The following is an 18,000-nucleotide window of genomic DNA, read 5'->3' on the forward strand; positions in this document are numbered from 1 at the left end:
GTATCACCGGGGAAGGACGTCACCGGGGGCTGTCCGGGTGCTGGTCGACAGCACCCGGGCGAAGACGGCCAGGCACGCCGCCAGCGCGGTGACCACGACGAACGAGACGGTCAGGCTGCTGGCCTGCGCGATACCGCCGATGATCGACGGCGCGACCAGGCCCGAGGCGTACGTGATGGTGGCGACGCCCGCGATCGCCTGGCTCGCGTTGTCGCCGGTGCGGCCGGCCGCCGCGAAGGCGAGCGGTACGACGACCGCGATCCCGACGCCGATCAGGCCGAAGCCGGCCATCGCCACGACCGCGTTCGGCGCGACGACCACGAGCAGGCCGCCGAGCGTCGCGATCACGCCGCTCCAACGCACCGTACGGACCGCGCCGAACCGGTCGACCACCGCGTCGCCGGTGAGCCGCGCGATCGCCATCGTCAACGCGAAGCCGGTCGTCGCTCCGGCCGCGACACCGGCCGAGCTGTCCAGGATGTCGCGCAGGTACACCGCCGACCAGTCCAGGCTCGCGCCCTCGGCGAACACCGCGCAGAACCCGACCGCTCCGATCAGCAACGCCGACTTCGGCGGCAGCGCGAACCGCGCCGGCGGCTCCTCGTCGTCCTCGGGGTGGATGTTCAGCACGAACTGGCACACCACCGCGCCGACGAGCGTGAGGGCGACGGCCGCGACCACGTGATGGACCTGGGCGCTGAGGTTCTGGTGCGCCGCGACCGTCCCGACCGCGGAGCCGAGCAGGGCGCCCGCGCTCCACAGACCGTGCAGCCCGGACATGATCGACTTCTTCAGCCGGTGCTCGACCTCGACGCCGAGTGCGTTCATCGCGACGTCGGCCATCCCCGCCGCGCCGCCGTAGATCAGCAGGGCGGCGCAGAGCGTCAGCAGACCCGGTGCGAACGACGGCAGGATCAGCGACAGCGTCCAGAGCGCGAGCAGCCCACGGAGCGCGGTCCGGGTGCCGAACCGATGGCTGACCCGGGCGGCCAGCGGCATCATCAGCGCCGCGCCGAGGGCCGGGAACGCGAGCGCCAGGCCGAGCTGGCCCGCGGACACCCCCGCGTGCTCCTGGATCCACGGCACCCGGGTCGCGAACGACCCGGTCACCGCTCCGTGCACGCAGAAGACGGCGGCCACGGCGTACCGCGATCGCCGGACGAGGGTGGTGTCATCAGTCACAAGCAAACACGCTATCTGTTTGAACGATCAGCCGGATGGTAGTTTTTTGCGCATGAGAAGTGCGGAACGGCACCAAATGATCGTAGAGCGACTGCGGGCCGTCGACCGAGTGTCGGTCCAGGAGCTGGTCGAGGCGACCGAGGCCTCCGACATGACGGTACGCCGCGATCTCGACTTCCTGGCCGCGCAAGGCGTCCTGAAGCGGGTCCACGGTGGCGCGGTGTCCGCGATGCCGTCCGGTCTCGAGCCGCCGCACTCGCTGCGCGCCCAGGCCGCCGTCGCCGCCAAGCAGGCGATCGCCCGCGCCGCCGTCGAGCACCTTCGCGACGGCGAGACGATCGTGCTCGACAGCGGTACGACGGCGCTGGAGACCGCGAAACTGCTGCACGACCGCGCGCTGACGGTGATGCCGCTCTCGCTGCACGTCGCGCACGAGCTGGCCGACGCGCCGCGGATCCGGCTGCTGATGCCGGGCGGCGAGGCCCGCAAGGGTGAGCTGTCGCTCGTCGGTCCGCTGACGGTCGCCTCGCTCCGCGCGCTCCGGTTCGACGCCGCCGTCCTGAGCCCGTGCGCCTTCAGCCTCGACGCGGGGATGACGGCCTTCGACCTGGGCGACGCCGAGGTCAAACAGGAAGCCCTGAAGGTCGCCAACCGATCCATCGTGCTCGCCGACGGCGCCAAGTGGGACCGGGCCGCGCTCGCCTACGTCTGCGCCGCCGACCGCCCCGACCTCATCATCACCGACGACTCCGCACCCGAGGACCAACGAACCTTGCTGACCCAACGCGGCACCCTCGTAGAGGTGGCCTCTTGAGCGCCACTGACGTCCAGCTCCAGACTGCACCGCCCCGAGCCGCCCGTGTCGCCACCTGGCTGTACTTCGGCCTGAACGGGTTCGCCGTCGGGATGTGGGTGGTGCACATCCCGAGCATCGAGCAGGCGACCGGGATCACCCACAGCACGCTCGGGCTGCTCCTGCTCGTCCTCGGCGGCGCCGCGTTCATCGGCATGCAGGTCGCCGGCCCGCTCGTCGACAAGCTCGGCCAGCGCCGGCTCGTCCCGGCCGCGGGCATCCTGCTCGGGATCGCGCTCGCCGGTCCCGGCCTGGCCACCAACTGGTGGACGCTGGGGCTCACGCTGATCCTCGTCGGCTTCGGCAACGGCTCGATCGACGTCGGCATGAACGCACAGGCTGTCGTCGTCGAACGCGGCTACCCGCGACCGATCATGGCGGCCTTCCATGCCATGTGGTCGATCGGCGGCGCGCTCGCGGCCGTCATCGGCGCGGCCACGTTGCGCGCCGGCGTACCGACCGAGGTCACGCTCGGCCTGTCCGGTCTGGTCTGCATCGCGATCTCGCTGGCCGCCAGCAGGTTCTTGCTGGAGGCAACCGTCTCCGACGAGGACGCGGCCGACGAGGTGCCCCGGGAGAAGCCGCCGGCCAAGCTGGTCTGGGCGCTCGGCGGGCTCGCGTTCGGCCTGATGCTGTCCGAGGGCGTGGCCAACGACTGGGCCGCGCTGCACTTCCGCGACATCCTCGACACCTCGGTCAGCACAGCGGCCTACGCGTACGGCGCCTTCGCGGTCGCGATGACCGTCGGGCGCTTCCTCACCGACCGGGTGGCCGCCGTCGTCGGCCCGGCCGCGATCGTGCGCTGGGGAGCCGCGATGGCCGCGGCCGGTCTGACCCTGGTGATCGTCGTGCCGTGGGTGCCCGTCGCGCTCGTCGGCTGGGCGGTGTTCGGCCTCGGCCTCGCGGGCGGCGTACCGCAGCTGTTCACCGCCGCGGGCAACCTCGACCCGCGCTCGTCCGGCGCCCTGATGGCCCGCGTCGTCGGTCTCGGGTACGTCGGCCTGCTCGCCGGCCCGGCGCTGATCGGCGGCCTCGCGCACTGGATGCCGCTGAACATCGCGTTCATCCTGCCCGTGGTGCTGTGCGTGCTGACGTTCTTCGGCGGGCCGGTACTCAACTCGAAGCGCTGAGCGCCTGCTCCAGGTCGGCCCACAGGTCGTCGGGGTGCTCGATACCGACGGACAGCCGGATCAGGTCCTCGGGGATGGTCGGCACCTCGATCGGCCAGCGGCGGCGGCGTTCGAGCAGCGACTCGACGCCGCCGAGGCTGGTCGCGTGCACCCACAGCTGCGTGCACTCGCAGAGCTTCTGGGCGCCGGCCGCGTCGCCGCCGAGCTCGAAGGCGAGGATCGCGCCGAAGCCGGACATCTGCGCGGCGGCGCGGTCGTGTCCCGGGTCGTCCGGCAGACCGGGGTAGCGGACCCGGCTGACCCGCGGGTGCGCGCGCAGCCGCTCGGCCAGGAACAGGGCGTTCGACTGGGCCCGCTCCAGGCGGAGCGCGAGCGTCCGCAGGCCGCGGAGCGCCAGCCAGGCCTCCATCGGTCCCGGGATCGCGCCGAGACTGCGGCGACGGAGCTCGATCGCCGACCACAGGTCCTCGTCCGCGGTGACGACGGCGCCCAGGACGACGTCGGAATGCCCGGCGATGAACTTGGTGGCCGAGTGCATCACGACGTCCGCGCCGAGCCGCAGCGGCTGCTGGAGCAGGGGAGTGGCGAACGTGTTGTCGACGACCACGGTCGCGCCTGCGGCACGACCGGCCGCGGCGAGCGCCGGGATGTCGGCGACCTCCATCGCGGGATTGGTCGGCGACTCGATCCACAGCAGGTCGGCGCCGTCGACCGCCCGGACGGCTGCGTCCGTGTCGGCGATGCCGACCCGGTCGACCGTCAGCCGGCCGGTGGCTGCCTGCTGATCGAGCAGCGCGAGGACGCCGGAGTACGCATGCTGCGGCGCAACCACCCGACCGCCGACCGGGACCAGGTCGATGACCGCCGCGGCGGCCGCCATCCCGGACGCGAACGTCAGCCCGCGCCCGCCCTCGAGCTGCCCGAGGGTCTCCTCGAGCGCGGTCCACGCGTCGTTCCCGAACCGCCCGTAGCCGCGATCCCCGCCGGCGACGTACGTCGAGCTGAACACCGGGGACTCGCCGAGCGGCGCGTTCGGCACCCGCTCGGGCCGGCCCGCGTGGACGACGACGGTGGACGGATCGAGGTCAGGAGTCATGCCCGAATTGTCCCTGGCGCTCGGCGGGGTCAGAGCGCGGGGAGTCCGGTACGCCGGGCAGCGGGACGCCGCCGGCGCGCAACAGCCGCATCGCCCGCCGGGCGAGTGTCTTCGCGTCGACCGTGCCGGGGCTGTCGACCCAGACGCGGACCACGTTCTCGATGATGTTCATCGTGATTCCGGCGGACAACGCCGCGACGAACTCGATGCTGCGCAGATCGTCGCCGGGCAACCGGCGGACCAGCACGTCGGCGAGGTCGTTGCGGAAGCGCCAGATCAGCTCGTTGAGGTGCGCGCTCACGGACGCGGTCTGTTCGGCCAGGTCGAACACCGCGCGGATCCGGTCCGGGTTGCGTTCCAGCTGCTCGAGGACCCGCTCGATCACCGCGGACAGGCCGTCCGGCAGGTTCATCGCGGGCTGGTCGTGGAACCAGCTGACCGCGTCCGCGAGGCACTCGTCGACGAACTCCAGGACCAGCCCTTCCTTGGTCGGGAAGTACCGGTACAGGGTGCTCGGCCCGACCTCGGCGGCCGCGGCGATCTGCTCGACCGTGGTGCGGCCGAACCCGTTGTCGCTGAACAGCTCGAACGCCTTGTCCGCGATCAGCCGGCGGGTCCGCTCCCGCTTCACCTCGCGCAGTCCCATGGCGGGCAGGGTACCGCCTGCGACGCGCCGCAGGGTGTTCCTTATCGGGAGCGTCAGCCATATGGTAGTCACTACCAAATTTCCGTTGGGGGTGGCGATGACCGAGAGCTTTCCCGTCGGCAGACCGTCCGGCTGCCCGTTCGACCCGGCGCGCGAGTACGCCGCGTACCGCCGGACCGGGGAGCTCGCGAAGGTGGCGACGCCGGCCGGTGTCGACGCCTACGTGATCAGCCGGTACGACGACGTCCGCACGCTGCTCCGGGACAGCCGGCTGAGCTCGCGACTGGCGCCGTCCGATCACGTCGTCCCGGACGCGGATCTGGAGCGGGAGGTGGAGTCGGGCTCGATCCTGCAGGTCGACGGCGCGGCGCACAAACGTCTCCGCAGGCTGCTTGCGACCGAGTTCGCGGCGCGGCGGATGGAGGCGATGCGGCCGCGGATCGCCGCGATGATCGACGAGCGGATCGACGCGATGCTCGCCGCCGGCGGACCCGTCGACCTGGTGAAGGAGTTCGCGCTGCCGATCCCGTCGCTGGTGATCTGCGAACTCCTCGGCGTCCCGTACGCGGACCGCGACGAGTTCCAGGAGCGGAGTGCGTTGCTCGTCCGCGTCGACGGCTGGACCGACGAGATCGGCCGGGCCAGTGACGAGCTGAACCAGTACATCGTCGGGCTGGTGCTGGCCAAGCAGGCCGAGCGCGAGGACGACCTGCTGTCCCGGCTGATCACCCGCGGCGAAGAGTCCGGTACGCCGCTGAGCCTGGAGGAGCTTGTCACGGTCGGCGTCACCTTGCTGATCGCCGGACACGAGACGACCGCGAACATGATCGCGCTCAGCACGCTTGCGCTGCTGCGCAACCCCGACGAGCTCGCCAAGCTGCGGTCCGACCCGGCGCTGGCGCCGGCTGCGGTCGAGGAGCTGCTGCGCTACCTGTCCGTCGTGCACTTCGGGCTGTTCCGGCAGGTGACCGACGAGTTGCCGGTCGGCTCCTCGACGATCGAGGCCGGCGGGTTCCTGATCGCGGCGCTGTCCTCGGCGAACCGCGACGAGACGGTGTTCCCGGACCCCGACCGGCTCGACGTGGAGCGCGAGGCCGCGGCGCACGTCGCCTTCGGGTTCGGACCGCACCAGTGCCTCGGCCAGCAGTTGGCGCGGGTCGAGTTGCAGGAGGTCTTCACCCGGCTGTTCACGCGCATCCCGACGCTGCGGCTCGCCGTACCGTTCGAGGAGATCGACTACAGAAACAACACGCTCGTGTACGGAGTGACAGCATTGCCAGTCACCTGGGACGGCCCGATCTGAACATCTCTTAACCGAACCCCGGTCGGAACCAGATGAAGAGGTCCCGCGGACAGGTGGCGCCTGCTGCGCGCCGCTCGCGACGGCACCACCTGTCCGCGCGACCTCTCCGGGCCGCTACAGTCGAGCCGGTGAGTGAGTACTCAGAAGGTCAGCGCAAGCCCCGGGTCGCCGTCGTCTTCGGCGGCCGGTCGAGCGAGCACGCCATCTCGTGCGTGACCGCCGCGAACGTCCTGCAGGTCATCGACCGGGACAAGTACGACGTGGTCCCGGTCGGCATCAGTACCAGCGGGCACTGGGTGCTGGAGAGCGGCGACCCGGAGCGGCTGTCGATCACCGACGGCAAGCTCCCCGAGGTCGACGTGACCGCGATGCCGGTGCTGTTCGGCGCGAACCGCGAACTCGTGGTCAGCGAGCCGGGCCAGGTGCCGAGCACGCTCGGCGCGGTCGACGTGGTCTTCCCGCTGCTGCACGGCCCGTGGGGCGAGGACGGCACCATCCAGGGCCTGCTCGAGATGTCGGACATCCGGTACGTCGGTTCCGGCGTCCTGGCCAGCGCCGTCGGCATGGACAAGCACTACATGAAGGTCGTCTTCCAGGGCGCCGGCCTCGAGGTCACGCCGTACGTCGTGATCCGCGACCGGGACTGGATCCGGGACCCGGAGGCGTGCCGCGCCGCGGTCGACGCGCTCGGCTACCCGGTGTTCGTGAAGCCGTGCCGGGGCGGGTCGAGCCTCGGGATCAGCAAGGTGAACAGCCGCGACGAGCTCGACGAGGCAGTCGCGGTGGCGCGGGCGCACGACCCGAAGGTGATCGTCGAGGCGTCGGCGAAGAGCCCGCGGGAGATCGAGGTCGGGGTGCTCGGCGGGCCGTCCGGCCGCGACCCGGAGGCCAGCGTCTGCGGTGAGATCGCGGTGTCCGGCGGCGGGCACGCCTTCTACGACTTCGAGACCAAGTACCTGCCGGAGGGCGAGGAGTACACGGCGCTCTCGGTGCCGGCCGACCTGCCGTCGGAGATCGCGGACGAGATTCGCGCGAAGGCGCTGATCGCCTTCGACGCCATCGAGGCCGAGGGGCTGGCGCGCGTCGACTTCTTCCTGGACGCCGACGACCGGGTCGTGATCAACGAGATCAACACGATGCCCGGCTTCACGCCGACCAGCATGTTCCCGCGGCTGTGGGCGGCGTCCGGCAAGGACTACGCGACGCTCGTCGAACACCTTCTCACCCTGGCGATGACCCGCCCGACCGGCCTGCGCTGAGTCGCACCGTGGTCCTGGTCGACACGCAGCACGGCCCTGTCGCCGGGACCGACGCGCTCGCGTTCAAAGGCATCCCGTACGCCGCGCCGCCGGTCGGGCCGAACCGCTTCCGGCCGCCGGTCGCGCCGGAGCCGTGGACCGCGCCCCGGGACTGCCGCGGCTACGGCCCGACGGCGCCGCAGACCAGGCCCGAGGGCGCGATCGGCGCGCTCGTTCCGCGGATGATCGTCCCGGGCGACGACTACCTCAACCTCAACGTGTGGACGCCGGCGCTCGACGGGCAGGCGCCGGTGATGGTGTTCGTCCACGGCGGCTCGTTCACGAGCGGGTCCGGAGCGTTGTCGGTGTACGACGGCACGCGGTTCGCGCGTGACGGCGTGGTCCTGGTGACGATCAACTACCGGCTGGGCGCCGACGGTTTCCTGTGGTTCGGCGACGGGACGCCGAACCTCGGGCTGCTCGACCAGATCGCCGCGCTGACCTGGGTCCGCGACAACATCGCCGCGTTCGGCGGCGACCCGGGGAACGTGACGATCTTCGGCGAATCCGCCGGGGCGATGAGCGTGTGCACACTGCTCGCGATGCCGGCCGCCGACGGGCTGTTCCGGCGGGCGATCGCGCAGTCGGGCGCCGGGCACAACACGATCAGCGCCGCGAGCGCTCGGACGGTCGGCAACCGGCTGGCGGCGATGCTCGGCACAGCGCCGACGCGCGAGGCGATCGCGGCCGTGCCGGTGCCGAAGCTGCTCGCCGCGCAGGACAGCCTCGGTCAGCAGGTGATGGCCAGGCCGCGTGCCAAGGTGTGGGGCGATGTTGCCCGGACGCTGCTGCCGTTCAGCCCGGTGGTCGACGGTGAACTCCTGCCTGCCGCTCCCATCGACGGCATCCGGCCGGACGTCGACCTGATGATCGGCACGAACAGTGAGGAAGCCCGGCTCTTCCTGGTCCCCACCGGCCTCACCTCGCGTCTCAACACCCCGGCGCTGTACGCCGCGGCCGCGCTTCGCTTCGGGCTGCCGGCCCGCGGCGTCCGTCGCTACCGGGCGAATCGTCCCGGCTCCGGGCCAGGTGACGTCCTGGCCGCGATCATGACCGACTCGTACTACCGCATCCCCGCGATCCGGCTGGCCGAGGCCCGGCCCGGCGCTTATGTGTACGAGTTCGGCTGGAGGTCGCCTGCCTGCCACGGGACGCTCGGGGCCTGCCACGGCCTCGAGCTCGGCTTCGTCTTCGACAACCTGGACGATCCTGCGGCGACGCCGATGCTCGGCACCGCACCACCCCAGCACCTCGCGGACCTCATGCACCGGACCTGGATCGACTTCGCCCGCACCGGCGACCCCGGCTGGCCGCCGTACAGCCGCGAGCACCGCGTCAGCCGTCACTTCAACACCGCTTCCGGCACCACCACGAACGACCGCGTCGACGAACGCCTCGCTTGGCCTCGCCGCTGAGCAGTCACAGCCTGTCTGCCCGGGCACGCAGGTAGCGCTGTTGCGGGACACTCGTCGTCCGCGCCGCCGCCTGCTCGTACGCCGCTCGCGCGCCCGGCGCGTCACCGGACATCTCCAGGAGATGCGCCCGGACCGCCGGCAGCCGGTGGTCGTCCGCGATCCGCTGGTCGTGCTCGATCGAACCGAGCAGCGCCAGTCCGTCGGCAGGTCCGCGCGCCATCGCGACCGCGACCACGTGGTTGAGCGCGACCATCGGATTGTCGGTGAGCTGCAGCAGCACCTCGTACAACGCGACGATCTGCGGCCAGTCCGTCTCCTCGGCCGTCGGCGACTCGTCGTGCACGGCCGCGATCGCCGCCTGCAGCTGGTACGGCCCGACTGGTCCCCGGGGCAGCGTTGCCGTGATCAGCTCGACGCCCTCGCGCATCAGCTCCGGGATCCACAGCGACCGGTCCTGCTCCGCCATCGGCACCAGCTCGCCGAGCGGCCCGGTCCGCGCCGGCCGACGGGCGTCGGTGAGCAACAGCAACGCCAGCAACCCGGCGACCTCGGCGTCGGCCGGCAGCAGCCGGTGCAGCATCCGCGCCAGCCGGATCCCTTCGGCCGCCAGCTCGACCCGCTGCAGGCTCGGCCCTGTCGTGCTCGTGTAGCCCTCGTTGAAGATCAGGTACACGACCTTCAGCACCGCGCCCAGCCGCTCATCGCGGTCGGTCGGCATCGTGAACCGCGCGCCGCTGTCCTGCACCGTCGTCTTGGCCCGGGTGATCCGCCGCGTCATGGTTGCCTCCGGCACCAGGAACGCCCGCGCGATCTCAGCCGTCGTCAGACCACCGACCGCCCGCAACGTCAACGCGATCTGCGACGCCGGCGACAACGACGGATGACAGCACAGGAACAACAGCACCAGCGTGTCGTCGGTGTCCCCGACGGACTCGCCCTGCGGCGCCCAGGCAGCGACCCGGTCCTCCCGCCGCTGACGAGCCTGCTCCCGCCGGAGCAGATCCGTCAGGCGGCGCGAGGCGACCGTGATCAACCATCCCCGCGGACTGTCCGGCACGCCGTCGACCGGCCACTGCTGCGCCGCCGCGAGCAGCGCCTCCTGTACCGCGTCCTCAGCCGTGTCGAAATGCCCGAACCGCCGGACGAGCGCCCCGAGAACCTGCGGTGCCAGCTCCCGCAGCAGGTCGTCGAGAGCGCCACTCATGTCCGGTCACTCCACCAGCTCGTCGCGGCCCTCGACGATCGGCCGGATGTCCGCATACGCGGTCGCGCGGGCGAACTCCGGCGCCGGTGTGTCCCCGAGCCGCGCCGCGATCTCCGTGGCCCGGTCGAACGACTCGCACTCGACGATCCAGTACCCCGCGAGCACCTCCTGCGTCTCGGCGTACGGCCCGTCGGTCACCACGGACTGCCCGTCCTTCGACCCCAGCCGCCGGGTGAGCACCGGCGCCGCCAGCCCACGCGTCTCGATGAGCTCTCCGGACTCGACCAGGTCGTTGTTGAACTTCTCCATGAACGCCCCCATCGCGGCGAAGTCCTCCGGCGTCCAGGCCGGCTTCCCGGTGTCCTTCCCCGCCATCCCGTCGTAGTCCTGCTGCGACGCATACGTCAGGATCATGTACTTCATCAGCTTCTCCCGTCGTCCGAGCACCCACCACCGGGCACTTCCACCCGAGACGTCGCCCCCGCGCGCCGCAACCGGACACGAACCAGCAGACGATTTCGATCTCGCCAGGGAGTATGCCGTTGTCAGGTGCAGGGCGTGACGAGTTTGTCGAACTTGTGGACAGCGTCCGACACGTCGGTGAGTGCGTTGGCCTCGGGGGAGTACTTGTCGGGGACGGCGACCTCGAAGTAGAGGGAGCGGCCGATGGTGGTGAAGATGGTGCCGTTCTGGACCTGTTTGGCGAACCACCCGACGCCGTTCACTTCGAAGCACTGCGACTGGGCCTCGGCCATGCCGGCCGGCGGGCTGACGCCGCAGGTCATTTCGATCGGCGGGTCGCCGTAGGCAGCGGTCAGCGGGCTGTTCGGGGAGGTCTCGCGACGCTCGGCGTCCAGGACCTTGGCGGGCAGGGCCTTGACCAGGTCGGCGCAGGCGGCGGCGACCTCCGGCGCGGGGGAGGGGACCGGCACGGGCGTCGGCCCGGGACTGCACCCCGCGACCAGCAACAGACCGAGCCCAAGACCGATCAACCGCGCGGCCCGCGCGCGTGCTGTCCGTGTTCGTGCTGTCCGCGCGCGTGCTGTCCGGGCCGGGAACAGGTGCGGGTACGTGGGCTGGTGGGTGGGCATGCTGAGACGGTGGCGGGTCCCCTGGGTGGCGGAGGGTCAGATGTGGACGACGGGGCAGGTCAGCGTGCGGGTGATGCCGGGGACGTTCTGGACCCGGGCAACCACCAGCTTGCCCAGTTCGTCGACGTTGCGGGCTTCCGCGCGGACGATCACGTCGTAGGGACCGGTGACGTCCTCGGCCAGGGTGACTCCCTGGACCTCGGCGATCTGTGCGGCGACGTCGGCCGCCCGGCCGACCTCGGTCTGGATCAGGATGTAGGCCTGGACCACCACGTCGTTCTCCACTCAGTCGTCCTCAGCTGGGCTCCAGCCACAGTACTGCCAGGTGGCTGGGCGTACTCGTTGCCCGGTCACGGTACCGCCTAGACTCCGGTCAGCGATATGGGAGGTCTGCTGACGTGACAGAGACGTTGGGGAGCACGGGTGAGTTCGGCCTGATCGCGGCCGTCACCAAGGGGCTGTCCAAGAGTGAGGACGTCCTGGTCGGTCCTGGCGACGACGCTGCCGTGATGGCGGTGCCGGACGGCCGCATGGTGATCACGACGGATCTGCTGGTCGAGGGCCGGCACTTCCGCCAGGACTGGTCGTCGGCGTACGACGTGGGCCGCAAGGCCGCCGCGCAGAACCTCGCTGACGTGGCGGCGATGGGCGCCCGCCCGACGGCGCTGGTGGTCGGTTTCGGCGGCCCCGCCGACCTGCCGACTGCCTGGGCCCTGGAGCTGAACCAAGGCCTGGTCGACGAGTGCGACCTGGTCGGGGCGAGCATCATCGGCGGCGACACGGTCCAGTCCGACAAGATCGTCGTCTCGGTGACCGCGTTCGGCTCGCTGGACGGCCGTGCGCCGCTCCTGCGGTCCGGTGCCCGCCCGGGCGACGAGGTCGCGTACGTCGGGCGGCTGGGCTGGGCGGAGGCGGGCTGGACGGTGCTGGCGCGCGGGTTCCGCTCACCGCGGGCCGTGGTCGAGGCGCACCGGCGCCCGCAACCGCCGTACGGCGAGGGGCCGCGGGCCGCGCTCGCCGGAGCATCCTCGCTGTGCGACGTGAGCGACGGCCTGCTGGCCGACCTCGGCCACATCGCGACGGCGAGCGAGGTGATCATCGACGTCCACACGAAGGCGCTCACGGTGCCCGAGCCGCTGCAGGCGGTGGCCGCCGCGACCGGTGTGGACGCGCTGCGGTTCGTGCTGACCGGCGGCGAGGACCACGCCCTGGTCGGCACCTTCGAGCCGGCCGACGTGCCCGAGGGCTGGACCGTGATCGGCTCGGTTGCTGAGGGCAACGATGAACGCCCGCCCGGGACCGTGACCGTCGACGGCTCGCCGTATGCTGCCGAGACCGGCCACGCCCACTTCAGGAGTTGAGATGCGGCCCCCCAGAGTGCTGACGATCGCCGGCTCCGACTCAGGTGGCGGAGCCGGCATCCAGGCGGACCTGAAGGCGATGCTCGCCAACGGCGTGCACGGCATGAGTGTGCTGACCGCGATCACCGCGCAGAACAGCCTCGGCGTCCAGGGCGCCTGGGAGCTGCCGGAGGAGCAGGTGCGCGCGCAGTTCCGCAGTGTGGTCGACGACATCGGCGTCGACGCTGTGAAGACCGGCATGCTGGCGTCCGAGTCGATGGTCCGTGTGGTCGCCTCGCTGCTGCGGACGCTGCCGCCGGAGGTACCGGTCGTCGTCGATCCGGTGTCGGTGTCCAAGCACGGCGACGCGCTCCTCGCGGCCGACGCGATGGAGGCCGTGCGCACGGAGATCGTCCCGCTCGCCACGGTCCTCACACCGAACCTGACCGAGCTCGGACCGGTCTCCGGCATCGACCTGGAGACGGTCGAGGACCGGGAGTTCGCCGCGCAGGCGCTGCTGGATGCAGGAGCGGACTGGGTGCTGGTGAAGGGCGGTCACGACGTCGGCACGGCGTCGGTCGACGTGCTGCACGGTCCCGGCGTACGGCGTGCGTACAGCGCGGTCCGGGCCGACAACAGGCACACGCACGGCACGGGTTGCACACTGGCGAGCACCATCGCGTCGTACCTTGCTCGTGGGTACGACGTACCGAGTGCCGTGGGTGCGGCGAAGGAGTACGTGACCGGTGCAATCGGGGCCGGGTTCGCGCTCGGCGACGGTATCGGTCCGGTCGATCACGCGTGGAGATTCCGAGGGAGTGCCACTTGAGCAAGCAGCAGCCCCCTGTCGACGGGTACTGCGAGCAGTGCGGTTTCAACTACGACACCGGCGACCTGCAGGGCACGGTGACCCTGCTCATCCGGCAGTCGGCGGACTGCAGCATGGCGCTGACCAAGGCGGCGGCCGGTCCGGACCCGGACGTGGTGCGGCTGCGCCCTGAGCCGGAGGTGTGGTCCGCGATCGAGTATGCGTGCCATGTCCGCGACGTCCTCGAGGTGCAGCGGCACCGGATCGCGCAGTGCCTGGCCGAGGACCGGCCGGTGTACGCACCGATGGACCGCACGGGCCGGGTGAAGCAGCGCAAGTACGAGGACCAGGACCCGATGGAGGTCGCCGCCGAGCTGGTCCGCTTCGCCAAGGAGTTCGGCGCCGCGGCGCGGGTCCTGCGGCCGCACGAGCTGGGCAAGCTCGGCCTTTACAACTACCCGGTCCGCGCACCCCGCACGCTCGGCTGGATCATCCGCCACACCGCCCACGAGATCCAGCACCACCGTCACGACATCATCGAGATCCTGGCCCAGGTGGAGCCTCCGATCGTCCCCAAGCCGACCGTGGACGAGGACGCCGAGGAGGAGGTCCGCACGCCGGACCTCGAGCCGTCTCAGGAGGCGTGAGCCGCGAGCTCCCGCACGACTGGGCCTGAAGGCTCCAGCCCGCTCTCAGGACCGATTGGCGACCCAGGCTGCGATCGCCGGTTCGCTGGTGAGGTGGTCCAGCGCGAGTGCGGCCGCGCCGCGGAGCGGGCCGTCCGGCTGGTGAGTGGCCGGGAGTACTGGCGGGGGAGCGCCGCGGTGGAACGTCATGAGACCGCTCAGGTAGGCCTCGGTGAACGTGTCCTCGGCCGCGGCGCGGAGGGGTATCGCCAGACCTCCGACGGTCACTACGTCCGGGTCGTGCGCGTTCACCAGACCTGCGATGCCGTAGCCGAGCGCCGTGACCACCTTGGTCACGGCTGCTCGGGCAGCGCGGTCCGTGCGCCGGAGTACCTCTTCGGTGTAGGCAACGGGGTCGTCCGGCGTCGGCTGCTTCAGGTGGCGTGCCAGGGCGCGTCCGTCGATCTCCAGGTCCCAACAGCCGCGTGCACCGCACGGACAGGGGCGAGAGCGGTCGCCGAAGGGCATGTGGCCGTACTCACCGCCGGCTCCTGACGCGCCCTGTGCCGGTACGCCGTCGATCAGCAGCGTCCCGCCGATACCGACCTCGATGATGAGGTGCACCGCCGTACCAGCTCCGGCGGCTGCGCCTGTACGAGCTTCGGCCACGCCGCTCAGCGTCGCGTCGTTGCCGGCGAGCAGCGGCACGCCCGTGCCTTCAGTGACCTGCGCGAGGTCCAGTTCCACCCACTCGAGAGTGGGAGCCTGCATCAGGTGGTTGTCGCGGACAGTGCCCGGTACGGCGAGGCTGACCATCTGGAGCCGAGCGCCGTACCGCTGCTTGGCCAGCTCCACCTCGCGCCGCAGGTTCTTCAGCACGACTTGCGCGCGCCGACTCCGGTGCCGCTTGTACTGCGGGTCCTGCAGCGAACCGTCGAGTGCTACGACCGCACTGCGCCAACTGCTCTGCCGCAGATCCAGTGCCAGCACCACAGGGCCTTGCGGATGCGGCTGCAGCACTGTCGTCGGCCGACCGCGTCCCTGACTGGGGGCAGGTACCTCTGTCAGCAGGTGTACGTCGCGTAGCCGGGCGGTCACCTCTGTCGCCGACCCGGTGCTCAGCCGCAACGCCCGCGCGACCGCGGCCCGGGTGATGCCGGGCCGGCGGGTGAGCTGGGTCAGGACGTCCGCAGCCGTCTGCCATTGCCCCCGGCGCACTGGAGTCATCGGTGTCCTTCCCCTTATGCTCGGAGGACGAGTTTAATGGAGGGGTCATGGAGATCCGGGACATCCGCGCCGTGCTGTTCGACATGGACGGCACTCTGGTCGATTCGGACGCGGTCGTCGACCGGAGCTGGAGCCGTTGGGCGACCGAGTTCGGCCTGGTGCCGGCAGAGGTGCTCGCGGTCGCGCACGGCAACCCGGCGATGGCGACCGTGGCGCACTTCCTGCCCGACGCGTCGACCGCGGAGCGGACCGCGGCGTGGGCCCGGGTGTTCGATCTCGAGGTCAACGACGTCGACGGCGTGGTGGCGAAGCCGGGTGCGCTCGAGCTCCTCGGCACGCTCGAGCGGATCGGCCTGCCGTGGGCGGTCTACACCAGTGCGCCGGACCAGCTCGCGAAGGTACGGCTGAGCGCAGCCGGGATCGCGCCGTCGGTCCTTGTCACGGTCGACGACGTTACTCGCGGCAAGCCGGACCCCGAGGGGTACCTGCGCGCGGCCGAGCTGCTCGGCGTACCGGTGACGCGCTGCCTGGTCGTCGAGGACACGGTGGTTGGTCTGTCGGCCGGGCAGGCGTCGGGTGCGCTGACGGCCGGGCTGAAGGGCATCCCGGCGGACATCGAGTTGCCTGACCTGCACCGCCTCGACGCGCTGTTCAAAGGTCTGGAATGACCGCGCAGGCTCCGGTACAGGCTGGGGCCCGTGCCGACGAGGTGCGGATCGGTGTCGCGCTGTCGGCGATGGGGTTCGTGCTGGCCGGGCTCGGGGCGTGCGTGGCGATCCTCGCACGGGATCTCGACGAGCCGACCAGCCGGCTGGCGCTGCTGTCGTCCGGGTTCGCGGTCGGGCTGCTGCTGGTGGCGGTGGTCGGCCCGCGGATGCTCCGGCGGTGGCAGATGCCGACGGTTCTCGGGCTCGGCTCGGTCGTCTGCGCGCTGGGCGCGGTCCTGATCGCTGTCGCCCCGGCGTACGGCGTCGCGATCGCCGGCGGCCTCCTGGTCGGTCTCGGTGGCGCCCTGCTCGTCCTGGTCGCCCCACTGATGCTCAACGGCCCGGCAGCCGCCGCCCGGCTGAGCCGCGTCAACGCGGTTGCCAGCGGGACCGGAATCCTGGCGCCGCTGGCGATCGGCACGCTGGACGGTCTGGGCCCCAGCGGACGACTGGCCATGCTCGCCGCAGCCCCACCGCTGCTCGCGCTCGCGCTTCTGACCCGCCGCTCCACGGCAGGGCAGCAAACGAAAGACGCCGAGCCGCCCGTGCCCGTCCTGATCGACTCCGCCCCGGCCGTCGGGTTGAGCCGGAAGTGGCGCCGAGTGGGCCGGCGCGTCGTAGTCGACGTGGGGGTCGGTTGGCTGCGCGTCGTGCTCGCCGTGGCCGTGGAGTTCTGCTTCGTGGTGTGGGCGGTGGCTCGGCTGGTGGCTGCCGGGCTGCCGACGGCGCCGGCCGCGCTGCTCGGCAGTGCGTTTCCGATCGGTATGGCGGTCGGTCGGGCGATCGGCCCGATCCGGTGGCGCGGCTGGTCGCCGGTGTTCCCGTCCGGCCTGCTCGCCGCGTGCGGGACCTTGCTGGTGAGCCTGGTCGACGTACCGGCCGTGGTCGCCCTCGGACTGGTCGTCGCGGGCCTCGGCGTCGCTCCGCTGTATCCGGTCACGCTCGCGGCCCTCGTCGCGACTCCCGGTCTCAGTTCGGCCCGCCTCGCGGCGGTCGGCGCGATGGCCTCCGGTGCGGCGATCCTGGTCGCTCCGGCGCTGCTCGCCGTCCTCGCCCGGGTCGTCGACCTGCGGACGGCGTACCTGGTCACGCTGCCGCTCATCGGCGTACTTTTTCTGCTGAGCCGTCGATCTGACCGGGCCGCGATCGTGTAGGGGATGAACGAGCCCCGAAACGACGAACGAGGTGGCGTGATGTCCGAACTGAAGCTCCTGCTGGACGGCCTGGCCTTCCCCGAGTCCGCGCGCTGGCACGACGGCCGGCTGTGGTTCTGCAACTGGATCGAGCAGCAGATCGTCGCGGTCGACGCGGCCGGGAAGACCGAGATCCTCGACGCGCCGGTCGAGCGCCTGATGGGCTGGTCGATCGACTGGCTGCCGGACGGCCGGTTGCTCGTCACCGGCGACAAGCTGCGCCGCTACGAGCCGGACGGATCGATCACGGTGCTCGCCGACCAGGGCGCGAACGAGCTCGTCGTGGATGCCCGGGGCAACATCTACCTGAACGGCGCGGACTTCGACTTCGTCGGCGGCGAGGAGCCGGTGCCGGGCTGGATCCGGCTGGTCACACCGGACGGCCGGGTTCGGCAGGTTGCCGACGACATCCAGTTCCCGAACGGCATGGTGCTGACCCCGGACGGGCGGACGCTGGTGATCGCGGAGTCGTTCGCCGGCCGGCTCACGGCGTTCGACGTCGAGCCGGACGGCGGGTTGTCGAACCGCCGCGTGTACGCCGAGAACCTCGGCCCGGACGGCATCGTGCTCGACGCCGAGGGCGCGATCTGGTCACAGACCTGGGGCGAAGGCGTGGTCCGGGTGGCTGCGGGCGGCGAGATCCTGGAGCGCGTCGACATCCCCGCGAACCGGGCGCCGTTCTCGCTCACGCTGGTGGACTTCGACGGACCGGCGCTGTGCGTGCTGACCGCGGAGTGGCGGATGGACGACAGCCTCGCCGACAACTTCGGCCGCCTCACCGATGGCCGGCGAACCGGGCAGGTGCACACGATCCCGGTCGCCGTACCGCCGGTTGCTCGCTAGCATCGCGGTCATGGAGTGCTTCGCCGCCGGGGTCGGCT

Annotated in this window: 19 protein-coding genes; 11 read left to right on the forward strand and 8 right to left on the reverse strand. The window is 71.4% G+C overall.

The features are described from left to right. Positions 1 to 3 precede the first annotated feature (3 nt). Positions 4 to 1,182 carry an MFS transporter gene (locus ABZX12_RS32000; RefSeq protein ID WP_355699179.1) on the reverse strand — a complete coding sequence of 393 codons (1,179 nt, stop codon included), beginning with the start codon at positions 1,180 to 1,182 and terminating at the stop codon, positions 4 to 6. 76 nt (positions 1,183 to 1,258) lie between these two features. Here ABZX12_RS32000 and ABZX12_RS32005 point away from each other — a divergent pair, with 76 nt between their 5' ends. Both ABZX12_RS32005 and ABZX12_RS32010 read left to right on the forward strand, forming a co-directional pair. After that, a complete protein-coding gene (locus ABZX12_RS32005) occupies positions 1,259 to 1,996 on the forward strand; it encodes a DeoR/GlpR family DNA-binding transcription regulator (protein WP_355699180.1) in 738 nt (245 codons plus the stop codon). Beyond that, positions 1,993 to 3,165, forward strand: coding sequence for an MFS transporter (locus ABZX12_RS32010; RefSeq protein WP_355699181.1), 1,173 nt, complete (start codon positions 1,993 to 1,995; stop codon positions 3,163 to 3,165). Before ABZX12_RS32005 ends, ABZX12_RS32010 begins: the two co-directional genes overlap by 4 nt. Here ABZX12_RS32010 and ABZX12_RS32015 read toward each other — a convergent pair. Both ABZX12_RS32015 and ABZX12_RS32020 read right to left on the reverse strand, forming a co-directional pair. Continuing rightward, on the reverse strand, positions 3,149 to 4,261 hold the full coding sequence (locus ABZX12_RS32015; RefSeq protein WP_355699182.1) for an aminotransferase class I/II-fold pyridoxal phosphate-dependent enzyme: 1,113 nt from the start codon (positions 4,259 to 4,261) through the stop codon (positions 3,149 to 3,151). The two genes, ABZX12_RS32010 and ABZX12_RS32015, sit on opposite strands and share 17 nt — an antisense overlap. Then, complete coding sequence (locus tag ABZX12_RS32020) at positions 4,251 to 4,907, reverse strand: TetR/AcrR family transcriptional regulator (RefSeq protein ID WP_355699183.1); 657 nt, start codon at positions 4,905 to 4,907, stop codon at positions 4,251 to 4,253. The genes ABZX12_RS32015 and ABZX12_RS32020 overlap by 11 nt, the downstream gene beginning before the upstream one ends. Before the next feature lie 97 nt (positions 4,908 to 5,004). Between ABZX12_RS32020 and ABZX12_RS32025 the strand changes: the two genes are divergently transcribed. From ABZX12_RS32025 to ABZX12_RS32035, 3 genes are all read left to right on the forward strand, one after another. Further along, the gene (locus ABZX12_RS32025; protein WP_355699184.1) at positions 5,005 to 6,210 is read left to right on the forward strand and encodes a cytochrome P450; all 1,206 of its coding nucleotides are present in this window, start codon (positions 5,005 to 5,007) and stop codon (positions 6,208 to 6,210) included. Between the two features lie 128 nt (positions 6,211 to 6,338). Further along, positions 6,339 to 7,469, forward strand: a complete 1,131-nt coding sequence (locus ABZX12_RS32030; RefSeq protein ID WP_355699185.1) for a D-alanine--D-alanine ligase family protein — start codon at positions 6,339 to 6,341, stop codon at positions 7,467 to 7,469. An 8-nt stretch (positions 7,470 to 7,477) separates the two neighbouring features. Further along, positions 7,478 to 8,923, forward strand: a complete 1,446-nt coding sequence (locus tag ABZX12_RS32035; protein ID WP_355699186.1) for a carboxylesterase family protein — start codon at positions 7,478 to 7,480, stop codon at positions 8,921 to 8,923. Positions 8,924 to 8,927: 4 nt separating this feature from the next. Here ABZX12_RS32035 and ABZX12_RS32040 read toward each other — a convergent pair whose 3' ends face one another. The 4 genes from ABZX12_RS32040 to ABZX12_RS32055 all read right to left on the reverse strand — a co-directional run bounded on the left by ABZX12_RS32040 (position 8,928) and on the right by ABZX12_RS32055 (position 11,488). Then, positions 8,928 to 10,127, reverse strand: a complete 1,200-nt coding sequence (locus ABZX12_RS32040) for a sigma-70 family RNA polymerase sigma factor (protein WP_355699187.1) — start codon at positions 10,125 to 10,127, stop codon at positions 8,928 to 8,930. Between the two features lie 6 nt (positions 10,128 to 10,133). Further along, the gene (locus tag ABZX12_RS32045; RefSeq protein WP_355699188.1) at positions 10,134 to 10,550 is read right to left on the reverse strand and encodes a YciI family protein; all 417 of its coding nucleotides are present in this window, start codon (positions 10,548 to 10,550) and stop codon (positions 10,134 to 10,136) included. A 122-nt stretch (positions 10,551 to 10,672) separates the two neighbouring features. Next, the gene (locus ABZX12_RS32050; protein WP_355699189.1) at positions 10,673 to 11,218 is read right to left on the reverse strand and encodes a DUF3515 domain-containing protein; all 546 of its coding nucleotides are present in this window, start codon (positions 11,216 to 11,218) and stop codon (positions 10,673 to 10,675) included. A gap of 36 nt (positions 11,219 to 11,254) precedes the next feature. After that, the gene (locus ABZX12_RS32055) at positions 11,255 to 11,488 is read right to left on the reverse strand and encodes an Lrp/AsnC ligand binding domain-containing protein (protein ID WP_198682133.1); all 234 of its coding nucleotides are present in this window, start codon (positions 11,486 to 11,488) and stop codon (positions 11,255 to 11,257) included. A gap of 128 nt (positions 11,489 to 11,616) precedes the next feature. Here ABZX12_RS32055 and ABZX12_RS32060 point away from each other — a divergent pair, with 128 nt between their 5' ends. From ABZX12_RS32060 to ABZX12_RS32070, 3 genes are read left to right on the forward strand one after another with little or no spacing between them, the layout of a single operon-like run. After that, on the forward strand, positions 11,617 to 12,579 hold the full coding sequence (locus ABZX12_RS32060; RefSeq protein ID WP_355699190.1) for a thiamine-phosphate kinase: 963 nt from the start codon (positions 11,617 to 11,619) through the stop codon (positions 12,577 to 12,579). 1 nt (position 12,580) lies between these two features. Further along, complete coding sequence (gene thiD, locus ABZX12_RS32065; RefSeq protein ID WP_355699191.1) at positions 12,581 to 13,387, forward strand: bifunctional hydroxymethylpyrimidine kinase/phosphomethylpyrimidine kinase; 807 nt, start codon at positions 12,581 to 12,583, stop codon at positions 13,385 to 13,387. Further along, on the forward strand, positions 13,384 to 14,013 hold the full coding sequence (locus ABZX12_RS32070; protein WP_355699192.1) for a DinB family protein: 630 nt from the start codon (positions 13,384 to 13,386) through the stop codon (positions 14,011 to 14,013). The genes thiD and ABZX12_RS32070 overlap by 4 nt, the downstream gene beginning before the upstream one ends. Before the next feature lie 45 nt (positions 14,014 to 14,058). On the opposite strand, the gene ABZX12_RS32075 is transcribed toward ABZX12_RS32070, so the two are convergent. Beyond that, positions 14,059 to 15,219 (reverse strand): ROK family transcriptional regulator, encoded by a 1,161-nt coding sequence (locus ABZX12_RS32075; RefSeq protein ID WP_355699193.1) that lies wholly within the window; start codon positions 15,217 to 15,219, stop codon positions 14,059 to 14,061. A 47-nt stretch (positions 15,220 to 15,266) separates the two neighbouring features. Here ABZX12_RS32075 and ABZX12_RS32080 point away from each other — a divergent pair, with 47 nt between their 5' ends. From ABZX12_RS32080 to ABZX12_RS32090, 3 genes are read left to right on the forward strand one after another with little or no spacing between them, the layout of a single operon-like run. Further along, on the forward strand, positions 15,267 to 15,887 hold the full coding sequence (locus ABZX12_RS32080) for an HAD-IA family hydrolase (protein WP_355699194.1): 621 nt from the start codon (positions 15,267 to 15,269) through the stop codon (positions 15,885 to 15,887). Beyond that, positions 15,884 to 17,080, forward strand: coding sequence for an MFS transporter (locus ABZX12_RS32085; RefSeq protein ID WP_355699195.1), 1,197 nt, complete (start codon positions 15,884 to 15,886; stop codon positions 17,078 to 17,080). Before ABZX12_RS32080 ends, ABZX12_RS32085 begins: the two co-directional genes overlap by 4 nt. 39 nt (positions 17,081 to 17,119) lie before the next feature. Next, positions 17,120 to 17,962, forward strand: coding sequence for an SMP-30/gluconolactonase/LRE family protein (locus ABZX12_RS32090; RefSeq protein ID WP_355699196.1), 843 nt, complete (start codon positions 17,120 to 17,122; stop codon positions 17,960 to 17,962). Positions 17,963 to 18,000: the final 38 nt, after the last annotated feature.

The organism is Kribbella sp. NPDC003505 (assembly GCF_040610875.1).
GTDB lineage: Bacteria > Actinomycetota > Actinomycetes > Propionibacteriales > Kribbellaceae > Kribbella.